This window comes from Kitasatospora sp. NPDC059973 (assembly GCF_042737525.1).
Lineage (GTDB): Bacteria > Actinomycetota > Actinomycetes > Streptomycetales > Streptomycetaceae > Kitasatospora.
In genome coordinates this window covers 1-16,924 of the sequence record NZ_JBHWUI010000173.1, presented here as the reverse complement: position 1 = coordinate 16,924, position 16,924 = coordinate 1, and the positions used below count along the sequence as shown (strand labels likewise).

Sequence of the window (16,924 nt, the reverse complement as noted above, 5' to 3'; positions counted from 1 at the left end):
AAGATGAAGCCGATGTGGTCGCGGCGCAGCTGGGTGAGCTGCTTGTCCTTGAGCCCGACGAGTTCGGTGTCGCCGATGGTGGAGGAGCCGGAGGAGACGGTGTCCAGGCCGGCCATGCAGTGCATGAGGGTGGACTTGCCGGAGCCGGAGGGGCCCATGATGGCGGTGAACTCGCCCTGCGGGAACGTCACGCTGACGTTGTCGAGCGCGACGACGCGGGTCTCCCCGTCCCCGTAGACCTTGTTGAGGCCGGTGGCGCGGGCGGCCGCCCGGCCGGTACGGACGGCGGTTGCGGACATCGTCACGGGGGAACTCCTGCGGGGACGGAACGGGATGATCGGGTTCCGTTCCATCCTCCCAATCCGTTCCGGTCCGAAGTGTCGCCCGCGGGTACGGCCGCCCCCCGCCGTCCCGACGGTCCGGCGGGGGGCCCGCTCCTCCTCAGGTATGACCTCGGTCCCTGAGGCGCCCGGGCGCCCCGCCGTCCGGCGGATCACTCGACCGCGACGCCCCAGCGCTGGGCGAGCCCGGCCAGGCCGCCCGCCACCGCCGTCCCGGCCGGGGCGAACTGCCAGTCGCCGCCCTTGCGGTGGAACGAGCCGATCACCAGGGCGCTGTCCGACACCCCGCCGGTGACGGCCGCCCAGTGCGCCGGGCCCTCGGCGCCGGGACCGAACGAGGCGGTCAGGGCCAGCCCGTGCACGTAGCCGAGCGGCAGCGCGGGCGACTCCTCCTCCTCGGTGGAGACCGCGACCACCACTTCGTCCACCCCCGCCGCCACCCGGCCCAGGTGCAGGCTGAGTTCGGCCTCCCGGGCGGGCTCGCCGGGGACCGAGCGGGTGGGGTGCAGGCGGACCGCGCCGTCCGGGTCCTGCGGGTTGTTGAAGAAGACGAAGTGCTCGTCGTCGAGCACCCGTCCGTCGGCGCAGAGGAAGGCGGAGACGTCGAGCTCCACGGCGTCCCCGCCGGCCGTGCGGCTCTGCCAGGAGAGCCGCAGGAGGGTCGGACGCTCGTCCGGCTCGGCGCCGTCGGCCGGGGCGGGCGAGCCATGGCCGGCCGCCCGACCGGCCCCGGGACGGCCGCCGTTCGCGCCGCCGCCGTTCGCGCCACCGCCGTCACCGCCGCCGTTGCCCTCGCCGTTCGCGCCGCCGCCGAGCCGGCCGCGCAGGCCCTGCTCGGCCAGCAGCTCGACCAGCTCCGGCCCGCTCACCAGCGTCAGCGGCTTGTTGCGGATGTACTCGTAGGAGCCGGGGCCGAAACCGGCCGTGGTCACCAGGATCCCCTTGATCGCACCGTGGTGGCGCACGGTGGAGTCGAGGTCCCGGACGGCGGTGGGGGAGACCGTCGAGCGGTAGCGCTTGGCCTGGATGACGATCCGTCCGCCGGTCACCGGGTCGAGGTCCTCGGCGACCACGTCCACCCCGGCGTCCCCGCTGCGTGCCGTGGTCATCACCCGGAAGCCGCGCAGCCGGAACAGCTCGGCGATCAACTCCTCGAACTCGATCGGGTCCATCTCGAAGAGGTCCGGCTCGTCCTCGCCGCCCTGACCGGCGACGTTGCCGCCGACCGTCTCCGGCAGCCGGTCCGGCCGGACCTCGTCCAGCCGCTCCGGCCGGGCGGACAGCACGCCGCCGAGCCCCTGGAAGCACTCCACGGCGGCCACCCGGTCCAGCGCCAGACCCGCGAACTCGGACCGGTCCACGGTCACCGTCGACAGGAAGCGCTCGGCCTCCCGGCCGGTCGCCGGGTCGATGCCGCGCACGAAGCCGTTCAGCACCACGGACGCCAACTTGCCGTCCGCGTCCGCCCGGAACAGTTCGGCCACCACCCGCAGCGCGCTCTGCGCCAGCACCTCGCGGTAGAGCGCCTTGCGCTCGGTGGCCGGCCGGGCCACCTCGGCCTCCCGGTCGTCCGACTTCACGTACCGCACCCGGCCGGCGGCCGGGACGACGTCCGGGCCGGGCAGCTCCCAGTTGACGACCAGTTGGCGGGTCGACGCCTCCCAGGCCGCGACCAGCCGGTGCGGGAACCCCTCCGGCCAGCCCGCCGAGGCGTACAGCACGGCGGTGAAGTACTCCTGTACCGCGTCCGGTTCGCCGTCGCGCAGCCGGCGCAGCAACTCCTGCGTCCGGGACGCCCGGTCCTCGTCCTGGCGGCGGTGCTGGGCCGCCCAGTCGAGGTACTGCCGGTGGTACTCGGCGAGCCGGCGCTGCCGGTCCGCCTCGGCCGCCTGCGCCGCGTACCAGTCCTGCTCGAACCGGGTCCGGGCCTGCGCCACGTACTGCTCGTACTGCTGGCGCACCCCCGGGTTGCGGGCCTGGGCGGGGGTCGGCGGCGGCACCTGGTAGTCCGCCTGATCGGGCATCGGCACCGGCTCGCCGAGCCGGCCCGGTTCGAAGGGCGGCAGCGCGGCGGGTGCCAGCAGGGCCTGCGGGCTGAACGCCGGCCGCCCCAGGCCCGCCGCCAGCAGTCCCTTCAACTCCTCGACCCGGTCGTCGAGTTCCGCCGTCCGCCGGGCCGCCTCCGCCTCCCGCGACTGCTGGTACGCCCGCACCGCCTCGCGCTCGCCCCGGGCGGCCGCCCGCTGGATCTCGCGCTCCTCGCGTTCGCGCCGCCGCTGCTCGGCCGTCTGGGCCCGCCACCGGGCTTCCTCCCGGCGCTGTTCCTGTCGCTGCGTCTCCGCCCAGACCGCCAGTACCCCGTCGTTCCGCCGCCCCGCCACCGTCCACCCCTTCGCTTCACGCCCGGCCGCGCCCGCGCGCCGCCTCCCGGCCGCGTCGTCGCCGCGCCCGCCACAATAGAACGTGGACGGGTGAACCGGCCAAGCGCCCATGACCTGCGACGGCGTCCGGCGGGGCCCGGCGTCGTCCGGCCACCCGGACGACGCCTCTTGCGACGGCGTCGCGGGCGAGGAAGTGCCGGTGGGCGTCCGGTACTCGCCGAAGCCGAACTCCCGCCCGGCCGCCGGGCGCAGCCCGTGGTCCGACCGGGCACAGCATCGCCTCCGGGCCGGTGCGGCTGCCGACGAACTCCCGGTGGATGGCCGCGCGCGACCCTGCCGACACCTCGCCGGCGCTCCGCGGCTCGGCGGGCTGCTCGGAGACGACCCGGAGCGGCACGATCCCCCCGTGCGGCGCGGCGGCGCGGACCGACCGGTCGACGGTGGCCGGACCGTGGGCCTCGACCAGCTCGGCGCCGGTGCCTCCGGTCGGCTGCCGGCGCCGTGCGCGGCGCCGACCCCCGGCGGGGAGTGACGTGGTGGGGCTACCCGCCCGGGCGGACCGCCGCGTCCCAGCGCCAGTCGGTGCGCCGGGGGCGGCCGGGGAGGTCGCCGCGCCCGGTGGCCCAGAGCAGGGTCGGCCACGGTCCGGCGGCGCCGTCGGCCGGCACGTCGGGGAAGAGCCGGGCGAGGGTGCGCCGGCAGACGTCCGCCGGAGGCTCCCAGGCGAGGCCGAGCCCCTCGGCGACGTCGTGCAGGTGGACCAGCGTCTCCACCAGGCTCATCGCGGTGAACCCGGCCGGGTCGGCGAGGCCCCACGGGTGGTAGGCGCGGGTGTCCGGCGGGGCGGTGCGCGCCATCGCGACCATCAGCGCGCCGCTCGCCTCCAGGACCTGGACCAGCCCGTCCGGGCCGCTCTCGCGCTGCGCGTAGACGAAGCTGTTCGGCGCGCCCGGGGACAGCCGGACCGACCGGAACGGCACGTAGCGGTCGCGCGGCGGGTCCTGGGGGCCGAGCTGGGCCGCGTAGGCCAGCAGGTCGTCGGCCAGGTGCTCGACGGTGGCCCAGCAGTCCCAGCTGAGCGTTCCGGCGGGCCGGGACCAGTCGGCGTCCTCCGGCACGCCGCGCAGGGTGGCGGCGGCGAGCCGGAGGACGAGCGCGAGGTCGTCGGCGGTGACCGGGCCGGGGGCCGGGTCGGGGGCGGGGTTCGGCCCGTGGGCGCTGTCGATCATGGCGCCGACCGTACCCCGTGGCAGGGTCGCCCGTGCCCGGGTGCCCGCGGGGGCCCCGTCAGGCGGTGAGGGCGTCGGTGAGCCCGACCAGGACGGCGCACACGTCCCGGGCGGCGGCCCGCATCTCCTCGCTCTCGCCGGGCCGCCGCACGAGGTCGGCCAGGATCAGCAGAGCGGCCCGCACGGCGCCCACGGGGACCTCGACGGTGCGCAGCGCGTCCAGCGCGTCGGCGGCCCGCTCCGCCGCGCTGCTGTCCCACGACTGCGTCAGTTCCACGGCCCGCGGGGTGCCTTCGGGGGGCGTGGACACGACGTGCAGGGCACGGGGCGGGTTCGTATGGCTCATGCCCGGAGCAACGACGGCGGGGCCCGGCCGGATGCCACGCGTACGGGTGATCACCGCACCGGGCGCCGGGGCGGGCCGCCCCGAGGGCGCCGTCGTCGGCGCGCACGGGCGGACTGTCGGAGGGAGCGGGTAGCCTCGCTGGTTCGGACGGATGGACGGATGGACGGACGGGTGAGCCGGTGACGGGAGGGTGAGCGTGAAGGTGCCGCAGCAGGCGGGCGGCGGGTGGGTCTCCACCGGCCTGCACTGGCTCGACGGACAGCCGGTGCTCCGCGCGGTCCACGGGCACCGGGTGCACGAGCGGGTGGTGGTGCCCGGGGCGGAGATCGGCTGGCTGATCGGCGGGCCGCGCCGCTGCACTGGCGCCCTGCTGGTGGGGGCCACCGAGCGCACGCCGTGCCCGCACCACGCCGTCATCGACCCGGACGGCGGCGCCGTCCAGTGCGCCGCCTGCCAGAGCGTCGACCGCGGGCTGGCGCTCGCCCGGGACCAGATCCTCGACGACGGGCGCACCTACCGCCTCTACCTCGCCTGGTTCGGCGAGGGGCTGCTGAAGGTGGGCCTGACCGGGGAGTCGCGCGGCACCGCCCGGCTGCTCGAACAGGGCGCGCTCGCCTGGACGTTCGCCGCCCGCGGCGCGCTGCCCGCCGTCCGCCGGGCCGAGCTGACCGTCGCCGCCTCGGGGATGGCCCGGGAACGCTTCACCGGCCGGGTGAAGACGGCGCACTGGTGGCGGCACGGCGACGCGGAGTACCGCCGCGCGCTGCTGACCGGAGCCCGCGCCGCGGCCCACCGGCTGCTGGACGGGCACGCGGTGGAGCTGCTGCCCGACCAGCCGGTCGTGGACCAGGTCGGGATCTTCGGGCTGGCCGACGGCGCGCCCGTGTCCTACGGGCACATCGACGCCCTCGCCCCCGGCGCGGTGGTGGCCGGTACGCTCCGCCCGCCGATCGGGCGCCATCTGCTGCTCGACCAGCCCGGCGGCGCCGAACCGCTGCTGCTCGACACCCGCAGACTCACCGGGTGGACGCTCGCCCCGGCGGCGGGCCGCCCGGTGTCGGGCCTGGTGGTGAGCCCCCGGACGCGCCCCGAGGAGCCGGACACCCAGGAGGCGCTGTTCTGATCCGACCGCGGCCTGTTCCGACCGCGGCCTGTGCTGACCCGCGGCCTGTTCCGACCGTCGCCTGTGCTGACCCGTGGCCCGTGCTGACCCGCGGCCTGTTCCGATCGCGGCCGAGGAGGGGCCGGTTCAGGCCAGTTTGCCGCGCACCCCGCCCGGCCCGGACCGGGCCCGGCGCGACAGCGGCGGCCTGGACGGCCGGATGTCGGCGCGCGTCGCCCCGGTGTCCTCGGCGGCGCGGTGGGCCAGTGCGGCCCGGGCGCCGGCCAGCGCCATCCGCGCCAGGAGCGGGTCCTCCCGCAGGCCCGCCGCCCGCTTCGCGGCCTGGCAGTGCGCGCACCAGAGCGCCGAGGCGGGCCCGTCGGGGTACGCCATGGTCTCCGGCGGCAGGTAGTGGCCGCCGCATTCGACGCACTCGAAGACCAGCCTCATCCGACGACCACCGTCCCGGATCCGTGGCATCGACTGCACGGCGACCAGAAGGTGTTGAGCTTCGCCACCATGCTCCCTTCCTCGTCCAGTTCCACCGTGGCCTCGGTCTTCTCGGTGCCCCCGGACCCGCCGCACCCGGCGCAGGACTGAACCTCGGGCATATGACCCTCCTTGGCGCGGGGACCACCGTAGCGCGAATTCCCGGAGTACAGCAGCGGTCCTGACGAACCACCACCCGCACGGGGCGCGTGCGCCCGCCCGCGCGCCCCGGCCGTCCCGGCGGCACCCGGCGGGGAGCGGCGGCGGGACGGCCGGCGGGGTGCTCAGCCCGCCGCGCTGCGCAGGAACTCCCGGTTCATCGCGGCGATGCTGGGCAGCGGGATGCCCTTGGGGCAGGCGGTGGCGCACTCGCCGGTGTTGGTGCAGCCGCCGAAGCCCTCGGCGTCCATCGTGGCGACCATGTCGCGCACCCGGGAGCGGCGTTCGGGCGCGCCCTGCGGCAGCACGTTGAGGTGGACGACCTTGGCGGAGGTGAAGAGCATCGCCGAGCCGTTGGGGCAGGCGGCGACGCAGGCGCCGCAGCCGATGCACTCCGCGTGCTCGAAGGCGGTGTCGGCGGCCTCCTTGGGCACCGGGGTGGCGTGGGCGTCGGGCGCGCTGCCGGTGGGGGCGGTGATGTAGCCGCCGGAGCCGATGATCCGGTCGAACGCGGAGCGGTCCACCACCAGGTCCTTGACGACCGGGAAGGCCGCGGCCCGCCAGGGCTCGACGTCGATCGTGTCGCCGTCGGCGAAGTGCCGCATGTGCAGCTGGCAGGTGGTGGTCCGCTCGGGGCCGTGGGCCTGGCCGTTGATGACCATGCCGCAGGCGCCGCAGATGCCCTCGCGGCAGTCGTGGTCGAAGGCCACCGGCGTGTCGCCGCGGGTGATCAGTTCCTCGTTGAGGGTGTCGAGCATCTCCAGGAAGGACATGTCCGGGCTGATCCCGGTGACCTGGTAGGTGGTCATCGAGCCGGGGGTGTCCGGGCCCGCCTGGCGCCAGATCCGAAGGGTGAGGTTCACGCGTAGCTCCGCTGGGTGGGGTGGACGTGCTCGAAGTCGAGGTGCTCGCGGTGCAGGACGGGGGCGCTGCCGGTGTCGGTGAACTCCCAGGCGGCGGCGTAGGAGAAGGCGTCGTCGCGGCGGGCCGCCTCGCCGTCCTCGGTCTGGCTCTCGGTCCGGAAGTGGCCGCCGCAGGACTCGGCGCGGTGCAGCGCGTCCAGGCACATGAGCTCGGCCAGTTCGAAGTAGTCGACCAGCCGGTTGGCCTTCTCCAGCGACTGGTTGAGCTCCTGCCCGGTGCCGGGCACCCGGATCCGGCGCCAGAACTCCTCGCGCAGCTCCGGGATCCGGGTCAGGGCGCGGCGCAGTCCGGCCTCGTCGCGGGCCATCCCGCACTCGTCCCAGAGGAGTTCACCGAGTTCGCGGTGGAAGGAGTCCGGCGTCCGGTCGCCGCCGACCGCCAGGATCAGGTTCAGCCGGTCGGTCACCTCGGCCTCCACCGAGGCGATCTCGGCGTGGTCGGCCGGGACGGCGGGCAGCGGGTTGCGGGCCAGGTAGTCGTTGAGGGTCGGCGGGAGGACGAAGTAGCCGTCGGCGAGGCCCTGCATCAGGGCGCTGGCACCGAGCCGGTTGGCGCCGTGGTCGGAGAAGTTGGCCTCGCCGACCGCGAACAGGCCCGGGACGGTGGTCTGCAGGTCGTAGTCGACCCAGAGTCCGCCCATCGTGTAGTGGATCGCCGGGTAGATCCGCATCGGCACCCGGTACGGGTCCTCGGCGGTGATCCGCTCGTACATCTCGAACAGGTTGCCGTACTTGGCGGCCACCGCGTCGCGGCCCAGCCGTCGGATGGCGTCCGCGAAGTCCAGGTAGACGCCCTGGCCGCCGGGGCCGACGCCGCGCCCCTCGTCACAGACGTTCTTGGCGGCCCGGGAGGCGATGTCGCGCGGCACCAGGTTGCCGAAGGAGGGGTAGATCCGCTCCAGGTAGTAGTCCCGCTCGTCCTCGGGGATCTCGCCCGGCGCCCGGGTGTCCCCCTTGGCCTTCGGCACCCAGATCCGGCCGTCGTTGCGCAGCGACTCGCTCATCAGGGTGAGCTTGGACTGGTGCTCGCCGGAGCGCGGGATGCAGGTCGGGTGGATCTGGGTGAAGCACGGGTTGGCGAACCAGGCACCGCGCCGGTGGGCGCGCCAGATCGCCGTCGCGTTGGAGTTCTTGGCGTTGGTGGAGAGGTAGAAGACGTTGCCGTAGCCGCCGGTGGCGAGCACCACGGCGTCGGCGGTGTGGGTGCTGATCTCACCGGTCACCAGGTCGCGGGCGACGATGCCGCGGGCCCGCCCGTCGATCACCAGCAGGTCGAGCATCTCGGTGCGGGCGTGCATCTCCACGTTGCCGGCCGCGATCTGGCGCGACAGCGCCTGGTACGCGCCGAGCAGCAGCTGCTGGCCGGTCTGGCCGCGGGCGTAGAAGGTGCGGGAGACCTGCACGCCGCCGAAGGAGCGGGTGTCCAGCAGGCCGCCGTACTCGCGGGCGAACGGGACGCCCTGGGCCACGCACTGGTCGATGATCTCCACCGAGACCTGGGCCAGCCGGTGGACGTTGGACTCGCGGGCGCGGAAGTCGCCGCCCTTGACGGTGTCGTAGAACAGCCGGCGCACGGAGTCGCCGTCGTTGCGGTAGTTCTTGGCGGCGTTGATGCCGCCCTGGGCGGCGATCGAGTGGGCCCGGCGCGGGGAGTCCTGGAAGCAGAACTGGACGACGTGGTAGCCCTGTTCGGCCAGTGTGGCGCCGGCCGCGCCGCCGGCCAGGCCGGTGCCGACCACGATCACGGTGTGCTTGCGCCGGTTCGCCGGGTTGACCAGCTTGGCGTCGAACCGCCGCTGGTCCCAGCGCTGTTCGATCGGCCCGCCGGGGGCCCGGGTGTCGGCGACCGGATCGCCGACGCTGTACTCGCTGTAGGGGGTCAACTCACCACTCCGGTCATCACGGCCACGGGGACGGACAGGAAGCCGACGGTCAGCACCAGCGCCAGGCCGTTGGCGGTCAGCTTCAACGCGCGGTCACGGCGGGCGTTGTTGGCGCCGAGGGTCTGCGCGGCGCTCCAGAAGCCGTGCCGGATGTGCAGGCCGACGGCCAGCATCGCGACGATGTAGATCACGCAGCTGTACCAGTTCGAGAAGGAGGCCACGATGTTCTGGTACGGGTGCCCGTGCTCGGCGGCCGGGTTCACGGTGAGCGTGGTCAGGTCCAGGATGTGCCAGACGATGAACAGGGCCAGGATCACCCCGCCCCAGCGCATCGTCCGGGTCGCGTAGCTGGCCCGCCGCCGCTGGTGCACGTACTTGCTGGGGCGCGCCCTGAGGTCGCGCCGGCTCAGCTGGTACGCGGCCACGCCGTGCAGCCCGACGGCCGCCAGCAGGCCGAACCGGGCGATCCACAGGAACCACTCGTAGTGCAGGACGGGTTGGCCGAGGGTGCGCAGCCAGTGCGCGTAGCCGTTCAGGTCGTCCGGGCCGAAGAAGACCTTCAGGTTGCCCAGCATGTGCGCGACCAGGTACAGCAGCATGACCAGTCCGCTGACGGCCATGACCGCCTTCTTGCCGACGGTCGACCGCCACAGGGTCACCAGGGTGGACGGATGCCGGGCCGTCCGAGTCGCGGTTGTCATGGCGACCACGGTAGGGACGGGCCCGACGGTACGTCCAAGACATGCCGCGGCTCACCGTGATAGCCACAGGCTATGGTCCGCGCTGGGGAGCGGCCTATCCTGGCCGGGTGCAGCTGCAGCAACTCCGCTACTTCCTCGCCGTCGCCGAGACCCGCCACTTCACCCGGGCGGCCGAGGCGGCGCATGTGGCACAGCCGTCCCTCTCCCAGCAGATCCGCGCCCTGGAGCGGGAGTTGGGCGCCGAACTGTTCCATCGCACCCGGGGCAACATCGCCCTCACCGACGCCGGGGACGCCCTGCTGCCGCTGGCCCGGCGCATCCTCGCGGACACCGAGAGCGCCCGGCTGGCCGTCCAGGAGACGGTGCAGCTGCGCCGCGGCCGGGTCCGGCTGGGGGCGCCGCCGAGCCTGTGCACCAGCCTGGTCCCGGACGTCCTGCGGGTCTTCCGGGACCGCTACCCGGGAGTGGCGCTGGTGGTCCGCGAGGGCGGCTCGCGCGACCTGGTCCGGACGCTGGCGGCGGGGGAGCTGGACGTCGCGCTGATCATCACCCCGCCGAGCGGGGAGGCGGCGCCGGCCCTCGCCGTCACCGAGCTGCTGCACGAGGAGCTGGTGCTGGTGGCCCGGGCCGCCACCGCCGCCCGGCGCCGGCGGGTGCGGGTGGCCGAGCTGCGCGGCCGGCCGCTGGTGATGTTCCGGGAGGGCTACGACGTGCGGGAGGCGACCCTGGCGGCCTGCCGGGAGGCCGGCTTCGAGCCGGAGTTCGCGGTGGAGGGCGGGGAGATGGACGCGGTGCTGGGCTTCGTCCGGGCCGGGCTCGGGCCGGCCGTGGTGCCGGGCATGGTGGCGGCCCGTTCGGGCCTGGCGGTCACCCCGTTCGCCGGGCCGGGGCTGGGGCGGACGATCGCCGTCGCGCACGGGCACGAGGTGCCGCTGACCCGGGCGGCGGCCGCGCTGCGCGAGACCCTGCTGAGGCACCTGCGCGACGCGGCCCGGGCGGGCGAGCTGCCGCCGGGCACCCGGCTGCTGCTGGAGCCGTGACCGGGCCGGACGGGCTCGGTGGTTGGCACGGTGTGCGAAGCACCCGAATCGTGACCCGGCGGCTCCGGGGCGCCGGAACCCGCTGTTCTCGGGCCGCGTCCCAGGCGGTAGCCGCGGTGTCGTAGGGTGCGACGCCGCAGGAGCGGCCGGGCAGTCACGGGGAGAGAGCGCACGATGGACAGCGGGAAGCAGCAGGGCGGCAGACCGACCGGGAGCGGCGACGCTCCCACCGGTGGGGCGGCGGGTCCGCAGGAGCCGACCCCGGGGGATCCGCGGGGCGGGTCTCCGGCGGGTTCCCAGGGCCGGGTGCCGGAGGGTCCGCGGGACCGGGTGCCGGGGATCGAGGACGCGCGCCCCTGGGAGCTCCCCGACTACCTGCACGACCGGGAGCTCGGCGCCGGGGCGAGCGGCCGGGTCGTGCTCGCCTACCACCGGGTGACCGGCACCCCCGTCGCGATCAAGTACCTGCACGACTCCCTCGGCACCCCCGCCCTGCGGGAGGAGGCGCTGGTCCTCGCGGCCGTCGACTCCCCGCACGTCACCCGCCTCTACGAGTACGTGGAGGGCGAGCGGGGCGCCGCCATCGTGATGGAGCTGGTGGACGGGATCGCGCTGCGCGACCTGCTCCGCGCGGAGGGCGCCACCACCCCGCAGGCGGCCCTGGTCGTGCTGAAGGGTTCGCTGCTGGGCCTGGCGGCCGCCCACGAGGCCGGTGTGGTGCACCGCGACTACAAGCCGGGCAACGTCCTGGTCGACGTCGCCGGCACCTCCAAGCTGGTCGACTTCGGCATCGCCGTGCCGAGCGGCGACGACCGCGACGTCTCCGGCACCCCCGCCTACATGCCGCCCGAGCAGTGGGCGGGGCGGCCCGCCTCCCCGGCCGGTGACGTCTACGCCGCCACCGTGACCTTCTTCGAGTGCCTCACCGGCAGCCGTCCGTACGACGGGGTGACGTTCGCCGAGCTCGCCGTCCAGCACACCGAGGCCCCGATCCCGGCCGAGCTGGCGCCCGACCCGGTCCGGCCGCTGATCCTGGCGGGCCTGGCCAAGGACCCGCGGGCCCGCCCGGGGAGCGCGGCCGAGCTGGTCGAGGAGCTGGAGGCCGTCGCTGCGGCCGGGTACGGGCCGCAGTGGGAGGAGAAGGGACGGCTGGACCTCACGGCGCTGGTGGCGCTGCTCGGGCTGCTGCTGCCCGGCACCGGCGGCGCGGCGGGCGCCACCTCGCTGGCGCACACCGCCCTGCCCGCCGCCGGCGGCTCGGCCACCCTGGTGCGGCAGACCCCGGCCCGGCTCTCCCCGGTCCGGCGCGGGGCCCGGCTCGGCAGCCGCGGCAAGGCGCTCGTCGGGGTCGCGGCCGGGGCGCTGACCCTGGCCACGCTGGCCGGTATGGCGATCGCCGGGGCGGCCGACGGCGGTGCCCGTACGGTGGTCGGCGGCGCCTCCCCGGAGGCCACCACCACGCTCGGCGCGCCCGGCCCGGCGGCCGGTCCGTCGCCCGACGCGGGCGGTGCCACCGGCACCCCGGACGCCGACCCGTCCGATCCGGCGGCCACACCGGCCGCGTCGCCCTCGCCGTCGGCGACCTCGGGCGTTCCGAGCACCTCGCCCGCGGCCACGCCGACCGGCAAGCCGCCGACCGGCAAGGCGACCCCGCCCGCGACGGGCGCGCCCACCCTCGGTACGCCGTCGATACCGCCCGGCGGCGCGACTCCCACGGCCGCGCCGCCGTCGGCCCCGCCCGCCACCACCGCCCCGCCGACGGCGCCGCCCACCCCGAGCCCGACGGCCACCGTCGCCCCGGCGACCCTCGCGGTGACCACGGTGAACCTGGACTCGCTGACCTGCGGCGGCCGGTGGAGCCTGACCGCCACGGTCACGGTGGTCGCCCAGGGCGCGGGAACCGGCACCCTGACGCTGAGCTGGTACCACAGCTCGGGCGGCCGGTCGATCACCGTCGCGACGGACACCGTAGTGCTCCGCGACGGCCGCGCCACCGTCACCCGGCCGCACGACTTCGGTTCGGCGGACACCTTCCCGACCTGGGGCGTCCGGGTCTCCACCACCCCGGCGGCGGCGAAGCCGGGCAAGACCTCGGCCGAGGTGGCCGCCTACCTGTGCGACCCGCCGCGCTGATCCGCCACCGCTGACCGCTACCGCCGAGCCCCTGCGGCCGAACCCCTGCCGCCGGCCCCGCACCACCCTTCCCGCCGCGTTCCCTGGAGCAGCCATGTCCACGCCCCGCCCCGACTCCACCCCGGACTCCGCCCCGGCACCGGGCGCGGCCGCGGACCGGACCGTTCCGCTCGCCGCGGGCGCGCGGAGCGCCGACCGGACGGTCCGCCTCGGGCCCGACCCCGAGGCCACCGTCCGGCTCGACGAGCCCGGGGCGGACCGGACGGTCGCGGCCGGGCCCGACCCCGAGGCCACCGTCCGGCTCGACGAGACCGGGGCGGACCGGACGGTCGCGGCCGGGCCCGACCCCGAGGCCACCGTCCGGCTCGACGAGACCGGGGCCGCGAGCGCGACCTTCCTGGACCCCCGGGTCTGGGGTGGCGCGCCGGCGCCGGGGGAGACCGCCACGCTGGTCGGCGCGTCCACACCGGGGGAGACCGTCACGCTGGTCGGCGCACCGGAGCCCGGCGAGACCGGCACCCCGTCGCACGGTGTCCCGGCGTCCGGCGAGCCGGCGGAACAGCCGCTCGCACCGGGGGAGTTGCGGCGGTTCGGCCCCGGTGTCCCGCCGCAGGCCGCCGCCGTCTGGCACGGTGCCGCCCTCCCGGAGGCGGAGCGGCCGCCCCGCCGGCGCGGGGTGTGGCGCGTGCTGCTCCCGGTGGTGCTGCTGCTGGCCCTCCTGGCCTTCCTGTTCTGGCGCTTCACCATGCCGGCCCTGGCGGTCACCGGGGTCGGTGCGAGCACCGACCCCGCGGGCCCCGGCTGCGGCGGCACCGCGGTGATCACGGCCGCGGTGGAGACCAACGGCGGCGCGGGCACCCTCCGCTACCGCTGGCTGCGCAGCGACGGCACCACCTCGGGCGAGCTGGCGCAGGAGGTCGGCTCCGGCACGCACCGCACCGAGCTGGTGCTGCGCTGGAGCTTCGAGGGCCAGGGCTCGCTCCCGTCCACCGCCACCCTGGAGCTGCTGTCCCCGGGCCCCCGGAGCGTCTCCGTCTCGTTCCCCTACCGCTGCCCCTGAGCCGTCACGGCTCCTGAGCCGTCACCGCTCCTGAGTCAACTGCTCTGCCGCCCGTAGCCGTTCGAGCCCGTCCAGCAGCAGGTCCAGCGCGAACTCGAACTCGGCCTGGTCGTCGCAGCCGCCGACCGTCGACGCCTCGTCGTGTCCGGCGGCGCCGGCGATTTCCGCGATGTGGGGGTAGGCGAGTGCCAGCTGCCGCAGCACCGCCGGGTCGGGGGTGGCGGCGGTGTCGTCGAACAGTTCCTGGCTGAAGCCCAGCAGCCGGCTGCCCATGGCGTGCAACGCGTGGTGCGTGAGGCCGACGGAGAAACCGCCGGTCCGGAACAGGCCGGCCATCGAGTCGAGGTAGCCGAGGACCGCCGGGGTGGGGCTGGTGCGGGACTGGATCACGCCCGCGGCCCAGGGGTGCCGCAGCAGGACCCGGCGTGCGGCGAGGACGCGTGCGCGCATCGTGGGCTGCCAGCCGCCCTCGCCGGGCGGGCCGATCTCGCCGACGACGAGGTCCACCATGCCGTCGAGGAGTTCGTCCTTGTTGGCCACGTGCTTGTAGAGCGCCATCGGCACCACGCCCAGCTCCTGGGCGAGCTTGCGCATGCTGATCGCGTCCGTCCCGGCGCCGTCGGCGAACACCACCGCCGCTCGCAGGACCCGTTCCCGGCTGAGCGGCGCCCGCCGCGTTCCGTCCGCTGACTGCTTCATCTTGACGAGTGTACGGCGTACGCCTATCGTCATCGACAGGTGTACGCCGTACACCTCTGCTACTGGGTGGGGAGTTCCGCAATGGACACAGATAGACGCGAGGGCATCGCGGCGGGCGTGCTGTTCCTGGTGACCGAGGTCGCCGCCGTGGCCGGGCTGACGCTGTACCGACCGCTGCTGGACGGCACGTACTACGTGCTGGGCGCGGGTGCCGACAACCGGGTCCTGCTCGGGGCGCTGTGCGAGGTGGTCCTGGCCCTGGCGGTGGTGGGCACCGGGGTGACGCTCTTTCCGGTCCTCCGGCGCCGGCACGAGGGGCTCGCGCTCGGCTATGCGTGCGTCCGGCTGCTGGAGGCGGTCGTCATCGTCCTCGGGCTGGTCAGCGTGCTCGCGGTGGTGACGCTGCGCCGGGAGGCACCGGCGGCCTCCGATGCCGGTGCCTCCTCCTTCGCCGTGGCGGCCAAGGCGCTCATCGCCGTCCACGACTGGACCTTCCTGCTCGGGCCCAATCTGATCCTCGGCGTCAACACCCTGATGCTGGCCGTGCTCCTGCACCGGACCGGGGCCGTGCCGCGGGTGATCACCGTGCTGGGCCTGGTGGGCGGGCCGCTGATCTGCGCCTCCGCGGTGGCCGTGCTGTTCGGCCGCTACGCTCAGCTCTCCGGGCCCGGCACGGCCGCGGCCGTCCCGGTCTTCGCCTGGGAGCTCTCCCTCGCCGGCTGGCTCGTGCTCCGCGGCTTCCGCGGAGCGTCCGTCGGAGCCGGCGGAACCGCCGCAGTGGCGCTCGACGCCGAAGCCGGACCCGAAACCGGCCCCGCCGGCCGCAGGTGGCCCGCCGTCGCCCGGCCCAGCTGAAGCAGGCTCAGCCCGAACATCAGGACGCCCAGCGGGACGTGCAGGCTCGCCACGTGCTGGACGCCCAGGACCACCTGCGCCGACGCGAGGACGAGGAATCCGGTCGAGTGGAGGACGGGCCGGGGCGAACCGCCGCCCGGCCGCCACCTCAGGACCGAGGCGAGGACGTACAGCATCGTCGTGGCGTACATCCCGCGGGCCCCGCCGCTGTGCAGCGGTTCTCCGTAGGACGTGGACAGCAACAGCCCGGCGGTGACCGCCTGGAAGAAGATGGCCGCGGTCTGCAGGGCGATCGCGACCCGCAGGAACGTGGAGAGCCTGGGACTGTGCTGCGGTGCCGTCGTCCGGGTGGGCATGAGGGCCCCTTCCTTCTGTCGCTCGACTCTGCTTCTTCTCGACCGTGTCCGAGGGCCGGCGAACCGGCCGCTCATCGGTCCGACGACACAGCCGCCGGAAACGTCAGGCGCCACCCCGGCCCGGGCTCACCGGCACGACCTGTGGATCATGGTGCGGTCAGGCCCGAACGAGGGAGTCGTCACGACCATGACCAGTCGACCCGAGCCCGGACCGGACCGGCCCGACCCGAGCCTGAGCGTGCTCGTGGGCGAGCGCCGGCAGCTGATCGACATCGCCTACCGGCTGCTCGGCTCGCTGGCCGAGGCCGAGGACGCCGTCCAGGAGGCCTGCGCCCGCTGGTACGCGATGTCCCGGCAGCAGCGGGAGGCCGTCGAGTCCCCCGGGGCGTGGCTGACGACGGTGGCCAGTCGGATCTGTCTCGACGTGCTCGGCTCGGCGCGGGCACGGCGCGAGCGTTACGTGGGCGAGTGGATCCCGGAGCCGCTGCCGGACGGCGCGCAGTGGCTGCACGGCCGGCCGGGCGCCGGCGGCGACCCCGCCGACCTGGTCACCCTGGACGAGTCCGTCGACATGGCGTTCCTCGTCGTGCTCGAATCGATGACCCCGGCCGAACGGGTCGCCTTCGTCCTGCACGACGTCTTCCAGTACCCCTTCGCCGACGTGGCCGCGATCGTCGGGCGGACGCCCGCGGCCTGTCGGCAGCTGGCCTCCTCGGGCCGCCGCCGGATCCGCGCGGCCCGGCCGCCGGTGGCACCGCGCGTGCGGGACGAAGGAGAAGCCCGCATCATCAGGGAGTTCAAGCAGGCCTGGGAGGCCAAGGACATCGCCGCCCTGGTCGGCCTGCTCGACCCCGACGCCACGATGACCGCCGACGGCGGCGGGCTGGCCGGCGCCGCGCTGCGCCCGGTCACGGGCGCCGAGCGGATCGCCCGCTACATCGTCGGGATCGGCGACCTGGCGCCGGGCATGGAGCTGCTGGAGCGCTCGGTCAACGGCCGCCCCGGACTGGCGGCCCGGCGGGGCGGCGTCACCGTGACGGTGGCCGCGTTCGGCCTCGCCGGCGAGCGGATCGCGCAGATCTGGGCGGTGCGCAACCCGGAGAAGCTCGGGCGCTGGGGCGGGTGATGCCGGGGGCGGGCGCGGAGGGGCCCCCCGGGGGGGGGCCCCCCGGGGCACCGGGCGGGGGGGGGGTGGGGGCGCCCGGCGGGCGGCGCGGCGCGGGGTGA

At 75.5% G+C, this 16,924-nt stretch carries 16 protein-coding genes and 1 pseudogene; 6 read left to right on the top strand and 11 right to left on the bottom strand.

Features of this window, described 5'->3' with window-relative positions:
• From ACFWA9_RS32540 to ACFWA9_RS32525, 4 genes are all read right to left on the bottom strand, one after another.
• Positions 1 to 299 (bottom strand): ATP-binding cassette domain-containing protein (locus ACFWA9_RS32540; RefSeq protein ID WP_380392013.1); only part of this gene is annotated, 299 nt, incomplete at its 3' end.
• 194 nt (positions 300 to 493) lie between these two features.
• Positions 494 to 2,722: a restriction endonuclease gene (locus ACFWA9_RS32535; protein WP_380392011.1), complete on the bottom strand. Its 2,229-nt coding sequence runs from the start codon at positions 2,720 to 2,722 to the stop codon at positions 494 to 496.
• Between the two features lie 542 nt (positions 2,723 to 3,264).
• Positions 3,265 to 3,951, bottom strand: coding sequence for a hypothetical protein (locus ACFWA9_RS32530; RefSeq protein ID WP_380392008.1), 687 nt, complete (start codon positions 3,949 to 3,951; stop codon positions 3,265 to 3,267).
• Between the two features lie 58 nt (positions 3,952 to 4,009).
• Positions 4,010 to 4,228, bottom strand: a complete 219-nt coding sequence (locus ACFWA9_RS32525; RefSeq protein ID WP_359839214.1) for a hypothetical protein — start codon at positions 4,226 to 4,228, stop codon at positions 4,010 to 4,012.
• A 265-nt stretch (positions 4,229 to 4,493) separates the two neighbouring features.
• Here ACFWA9_RS32525 and ACFWA9_RS32520 point away from each other — a divergent pair, with 265 nt between their 5' ends.
• Positions 4,494 to 5,420, top strand: coding sequence for a DUF2797 domain-containing protein (locus tag ACFWA9_RS32520; RefSeq protein ID WP_380392006.1), 927 nt, complete (start codon positions 4,494 to 4,496; stop codon positions 5,418 to 5,420).
• A gap of 126 nt (positions 5,421 to 5,546) precedes the next feature.
• Here the strand turns inward: ACFWA9_RS32520 and ACFWA9_RS32515 are convergent, their stop codons facing one another.
• From ACFWA9_RS32515 to ACFWA9_RS32495, 5 genes are all read right to left on the bottom strand, one after another.
• A complete protein-coding gene (locus tag ACFWA9_RS32515) occupies positions 5,547 to 5,849 on the bottom strand; it encodes a hypothetical protein (RefSeq protein WP_352295314.1) in 303 nt (100 codons plus the stop codon).
• Complete coding sequence (locus ACFWA9_RS32510; protein ID WP_380392004.1) at positions 5,846 to 6,010, bottom strand: hypothetical protein; 165 nt, start codon at positions 6,008 to 6,010, stop codon at positions 5,846 to 5,848. The genes ACFWA9_RS32515 and ACFWA9_RS32510 overlap by 4 nt, the downstream gene beginning before the upstream one ends.
• Positions 6,011 to 6,172: 162 nt before the next feature.
• Complete coding sequence (locus ACFWA9_RS32505; protein ID WP_329486004.1) at positions 6,173 to 6,910, bottom strand: succinate dehydrogenase/fumarate reductase iron-sulfur subunit; 738 nt, start codon at positions 6,908 to 6,910, stop codon at positions 6,173 to 6,175.
• On the bottom strand, positions 6,907 to 8,853 hold the full coding sequence (locus ACFWA9_RS32500; RefSeq protein WP_352295318.1) for a fumarate reductase/succinate dehydrogenase flavoprotein subunit: 1,947 nt from the start codon (positions 8,851 to 8,853) through the stop codon (positions 6,907 to 6,909). The genes ACFWA9_RS32505 and ACFWA9_RS32500 overlap by 4 nt, the downstream gene beginning before the upstream one ends.
• Positions 8,850 to 9,554, bottom strand: a complete 705-nt coding sequence (locus tag ACFWA9_RS32495; RefSeq protein ID WP_359839208.1) for a succinate dehydrogenase cytochrome b subunit — start codon at positions 9,552 to 9,554, stop codon at positions 8,850 to 8,852. Before ACFWA9_RS32495 ends, ACFWA9_RS32500 begins: the two co-directional genes overlap by 4 nt.
• Positions 9,555 to 9,661: 107 nt before the next feature.
• On the opposite strand from ACFWA9_RS32495, the gene ACFWA9_RS32490 reads away from it, so the two are divergent.
• From ACFWA9_RS32490 to ACFWA9_RS32480, 3 genes are all read left to right on the top strand, one after another.
• Positions 9,662 to 10,594 (top strand): LysR substrate-binding domain-containing protein, encoded by a 933-nt coding sequence (locus ACFWA9_RS32490; protein ID WP_329486001.1) that lies wholly within the window; start codon positions 9,662 to 9,664, stop codon positions 10,592 to 10,594.
• A 306-nt stretch (positions 10,595 to 10,900) separates the two neighbouring features.
• Positions 10,901 to 12,727 (top strand): protein kinase, encoded by a 1,827-nt coding sequence (locus ACFWA9_RS32485; protein ID WP_380392000.1) that lies wholly within the window; start codon positions 10,901 to 10,903, stop codon positions 12,725 to 12,727.
• A 94-nt stretch (positions 12,728 to 12,821) separates the two neighbouring features.
• The gene (locus ACFWA9_RS32480; RefSeq protein ID WP_380391997.1) at positions 12,822 to 13,787 is read left to right on the top strand and encodes a hypothetical protein; all 966 of its coding nucleotides are present in this window, start codon (positions 12,822 to 12,824) and stop codon (positions 13,785 to 13,787) included.
• Between the two features lie 21 nt (positions 13,788 to 13,808).
• Here the strand turns inward: ACFWA9_RS32480 and ACFWA9_RS32475 are convergent, their stop codons facing one another.
• Positions 13,809 to 14,486 carry a TetR/AcrR family transcriptional regulator C-terminal domain-containing protein gene (locus ACFWA9_RS32475; protein WP_380391994.1) on the bottom strand — a complete coding sequence of 226 codons (678 nt, stop codon included), beginning with the start codon at positions 14,484 to 14,486 and terminating at the stop codon, positions 13,809 to 13,811.
• Between the two features lie 81 nt (positions 14,487 to 14,567).
• Between ACFWA9_RS32475 and ACFWA9_RS32470 the strand changes: the two genes are divergently transcribed.
• Positions 14,568 to 15,341 (top strand): DUF4386 domain-containing protein, encoded by a 774-nt coding sequence (locus tag ACFWA9_RS32470; RefSeq protein ID WP_380391991.1) that lies wholly within the window; start codon positions 14,568 to 14,570, stop codon positions 15,339 to 15,341.
• Here the strand turns inward: ACFWA9_RS32470 and ACFWA9_RS32465 are convergent.
• Positions 15,329 to 15,697 (bottom strand): annotated as a pseudogene (locus tag ACFWA9_RS32465) (hypothetical protein); the annotation flags it as partial. The gene ACFWA9_RS32470 and the pseudogene ACFWA9_RS32465 overlap by 13 nt on opposite strands.
• A 187-nt stretch (positions 15,698 to 15,884) precedes the next feature.
• Here ACFWA9_RS32465 and sigJ point away from each other — a divergent pair.
• Entirely contained in the window at positions 15,885 to 16,823 is a 939-nt protein-coding gene (gene sigJ / locus ACFWA9_RS32460) for an RNA polymerase sigma factor SigJ (protein WP_380391988.1), read from the top strand.
• Positions 16,824 to 16,924: the final 101 nt, after the last annotated feature.

Bases quoted from the DNA above. Each gene is read 5' to 3' on its own strand.
- ACFWA9_RS32530 (WP_380392008.1), bottom strand. From the start codon at position 3,951: ATGATCGACAGCGCCCACGGGCCGAACCCCGCCCCCGACCCGGCCCCC.
- ACFWA9_RS32515 (WP_352295314.1), bottom strand. From the start codon at position 5,849: ATGAGGCTGGTCTTCGAGTGCGTCGAATGCGGCGGCCACTACCTGCCG.
- ACFWA9_RS32510 (WP_380392004.1), bottom strand. From the start codon at position 6,010: ATGCCCGAGGTTCAGTCCTGCGCCGGGTGCGGCGGGTCCGGGGGCACC.
- ACFWA9_RS32495 (WP_359839208.1), bottom strand. From the start codon at position 9,554: ATGACAACCGCGACTCGGACGGCCCGGCATCCGTCCACCCTGGTGACC.
- ACFWA9_RS32480 (WP_380391997.1), top strand. From the start codon at position 12,822: ATGTCCACGCCCCGCCCCGACTCCACCCCGGACTCCGCCCCGGCACCG.
- ACFWA9_RS32475 (WP_380391994.1), bottom strand. From the start codon at position 14,486: ATGAAGCAGTCAGCGGACGGAACGCGGCGGGCGCCGCTCAGCCGGGAA.
- ACFWA9_RS32470 (WP_380391991.1), top strand. From the start codon at position 14,568: ATGGACACAGATAGACGCGAGGGCATCGCGGCGGGCGTGCTGTTCCTG.
- sigJ (WP_380391988.1), top strand. From the start codon at position 15,885: ATGACCAGTCGACCCGAGCCCGGACCGGACCGGCCCGACCCGAGCCTG.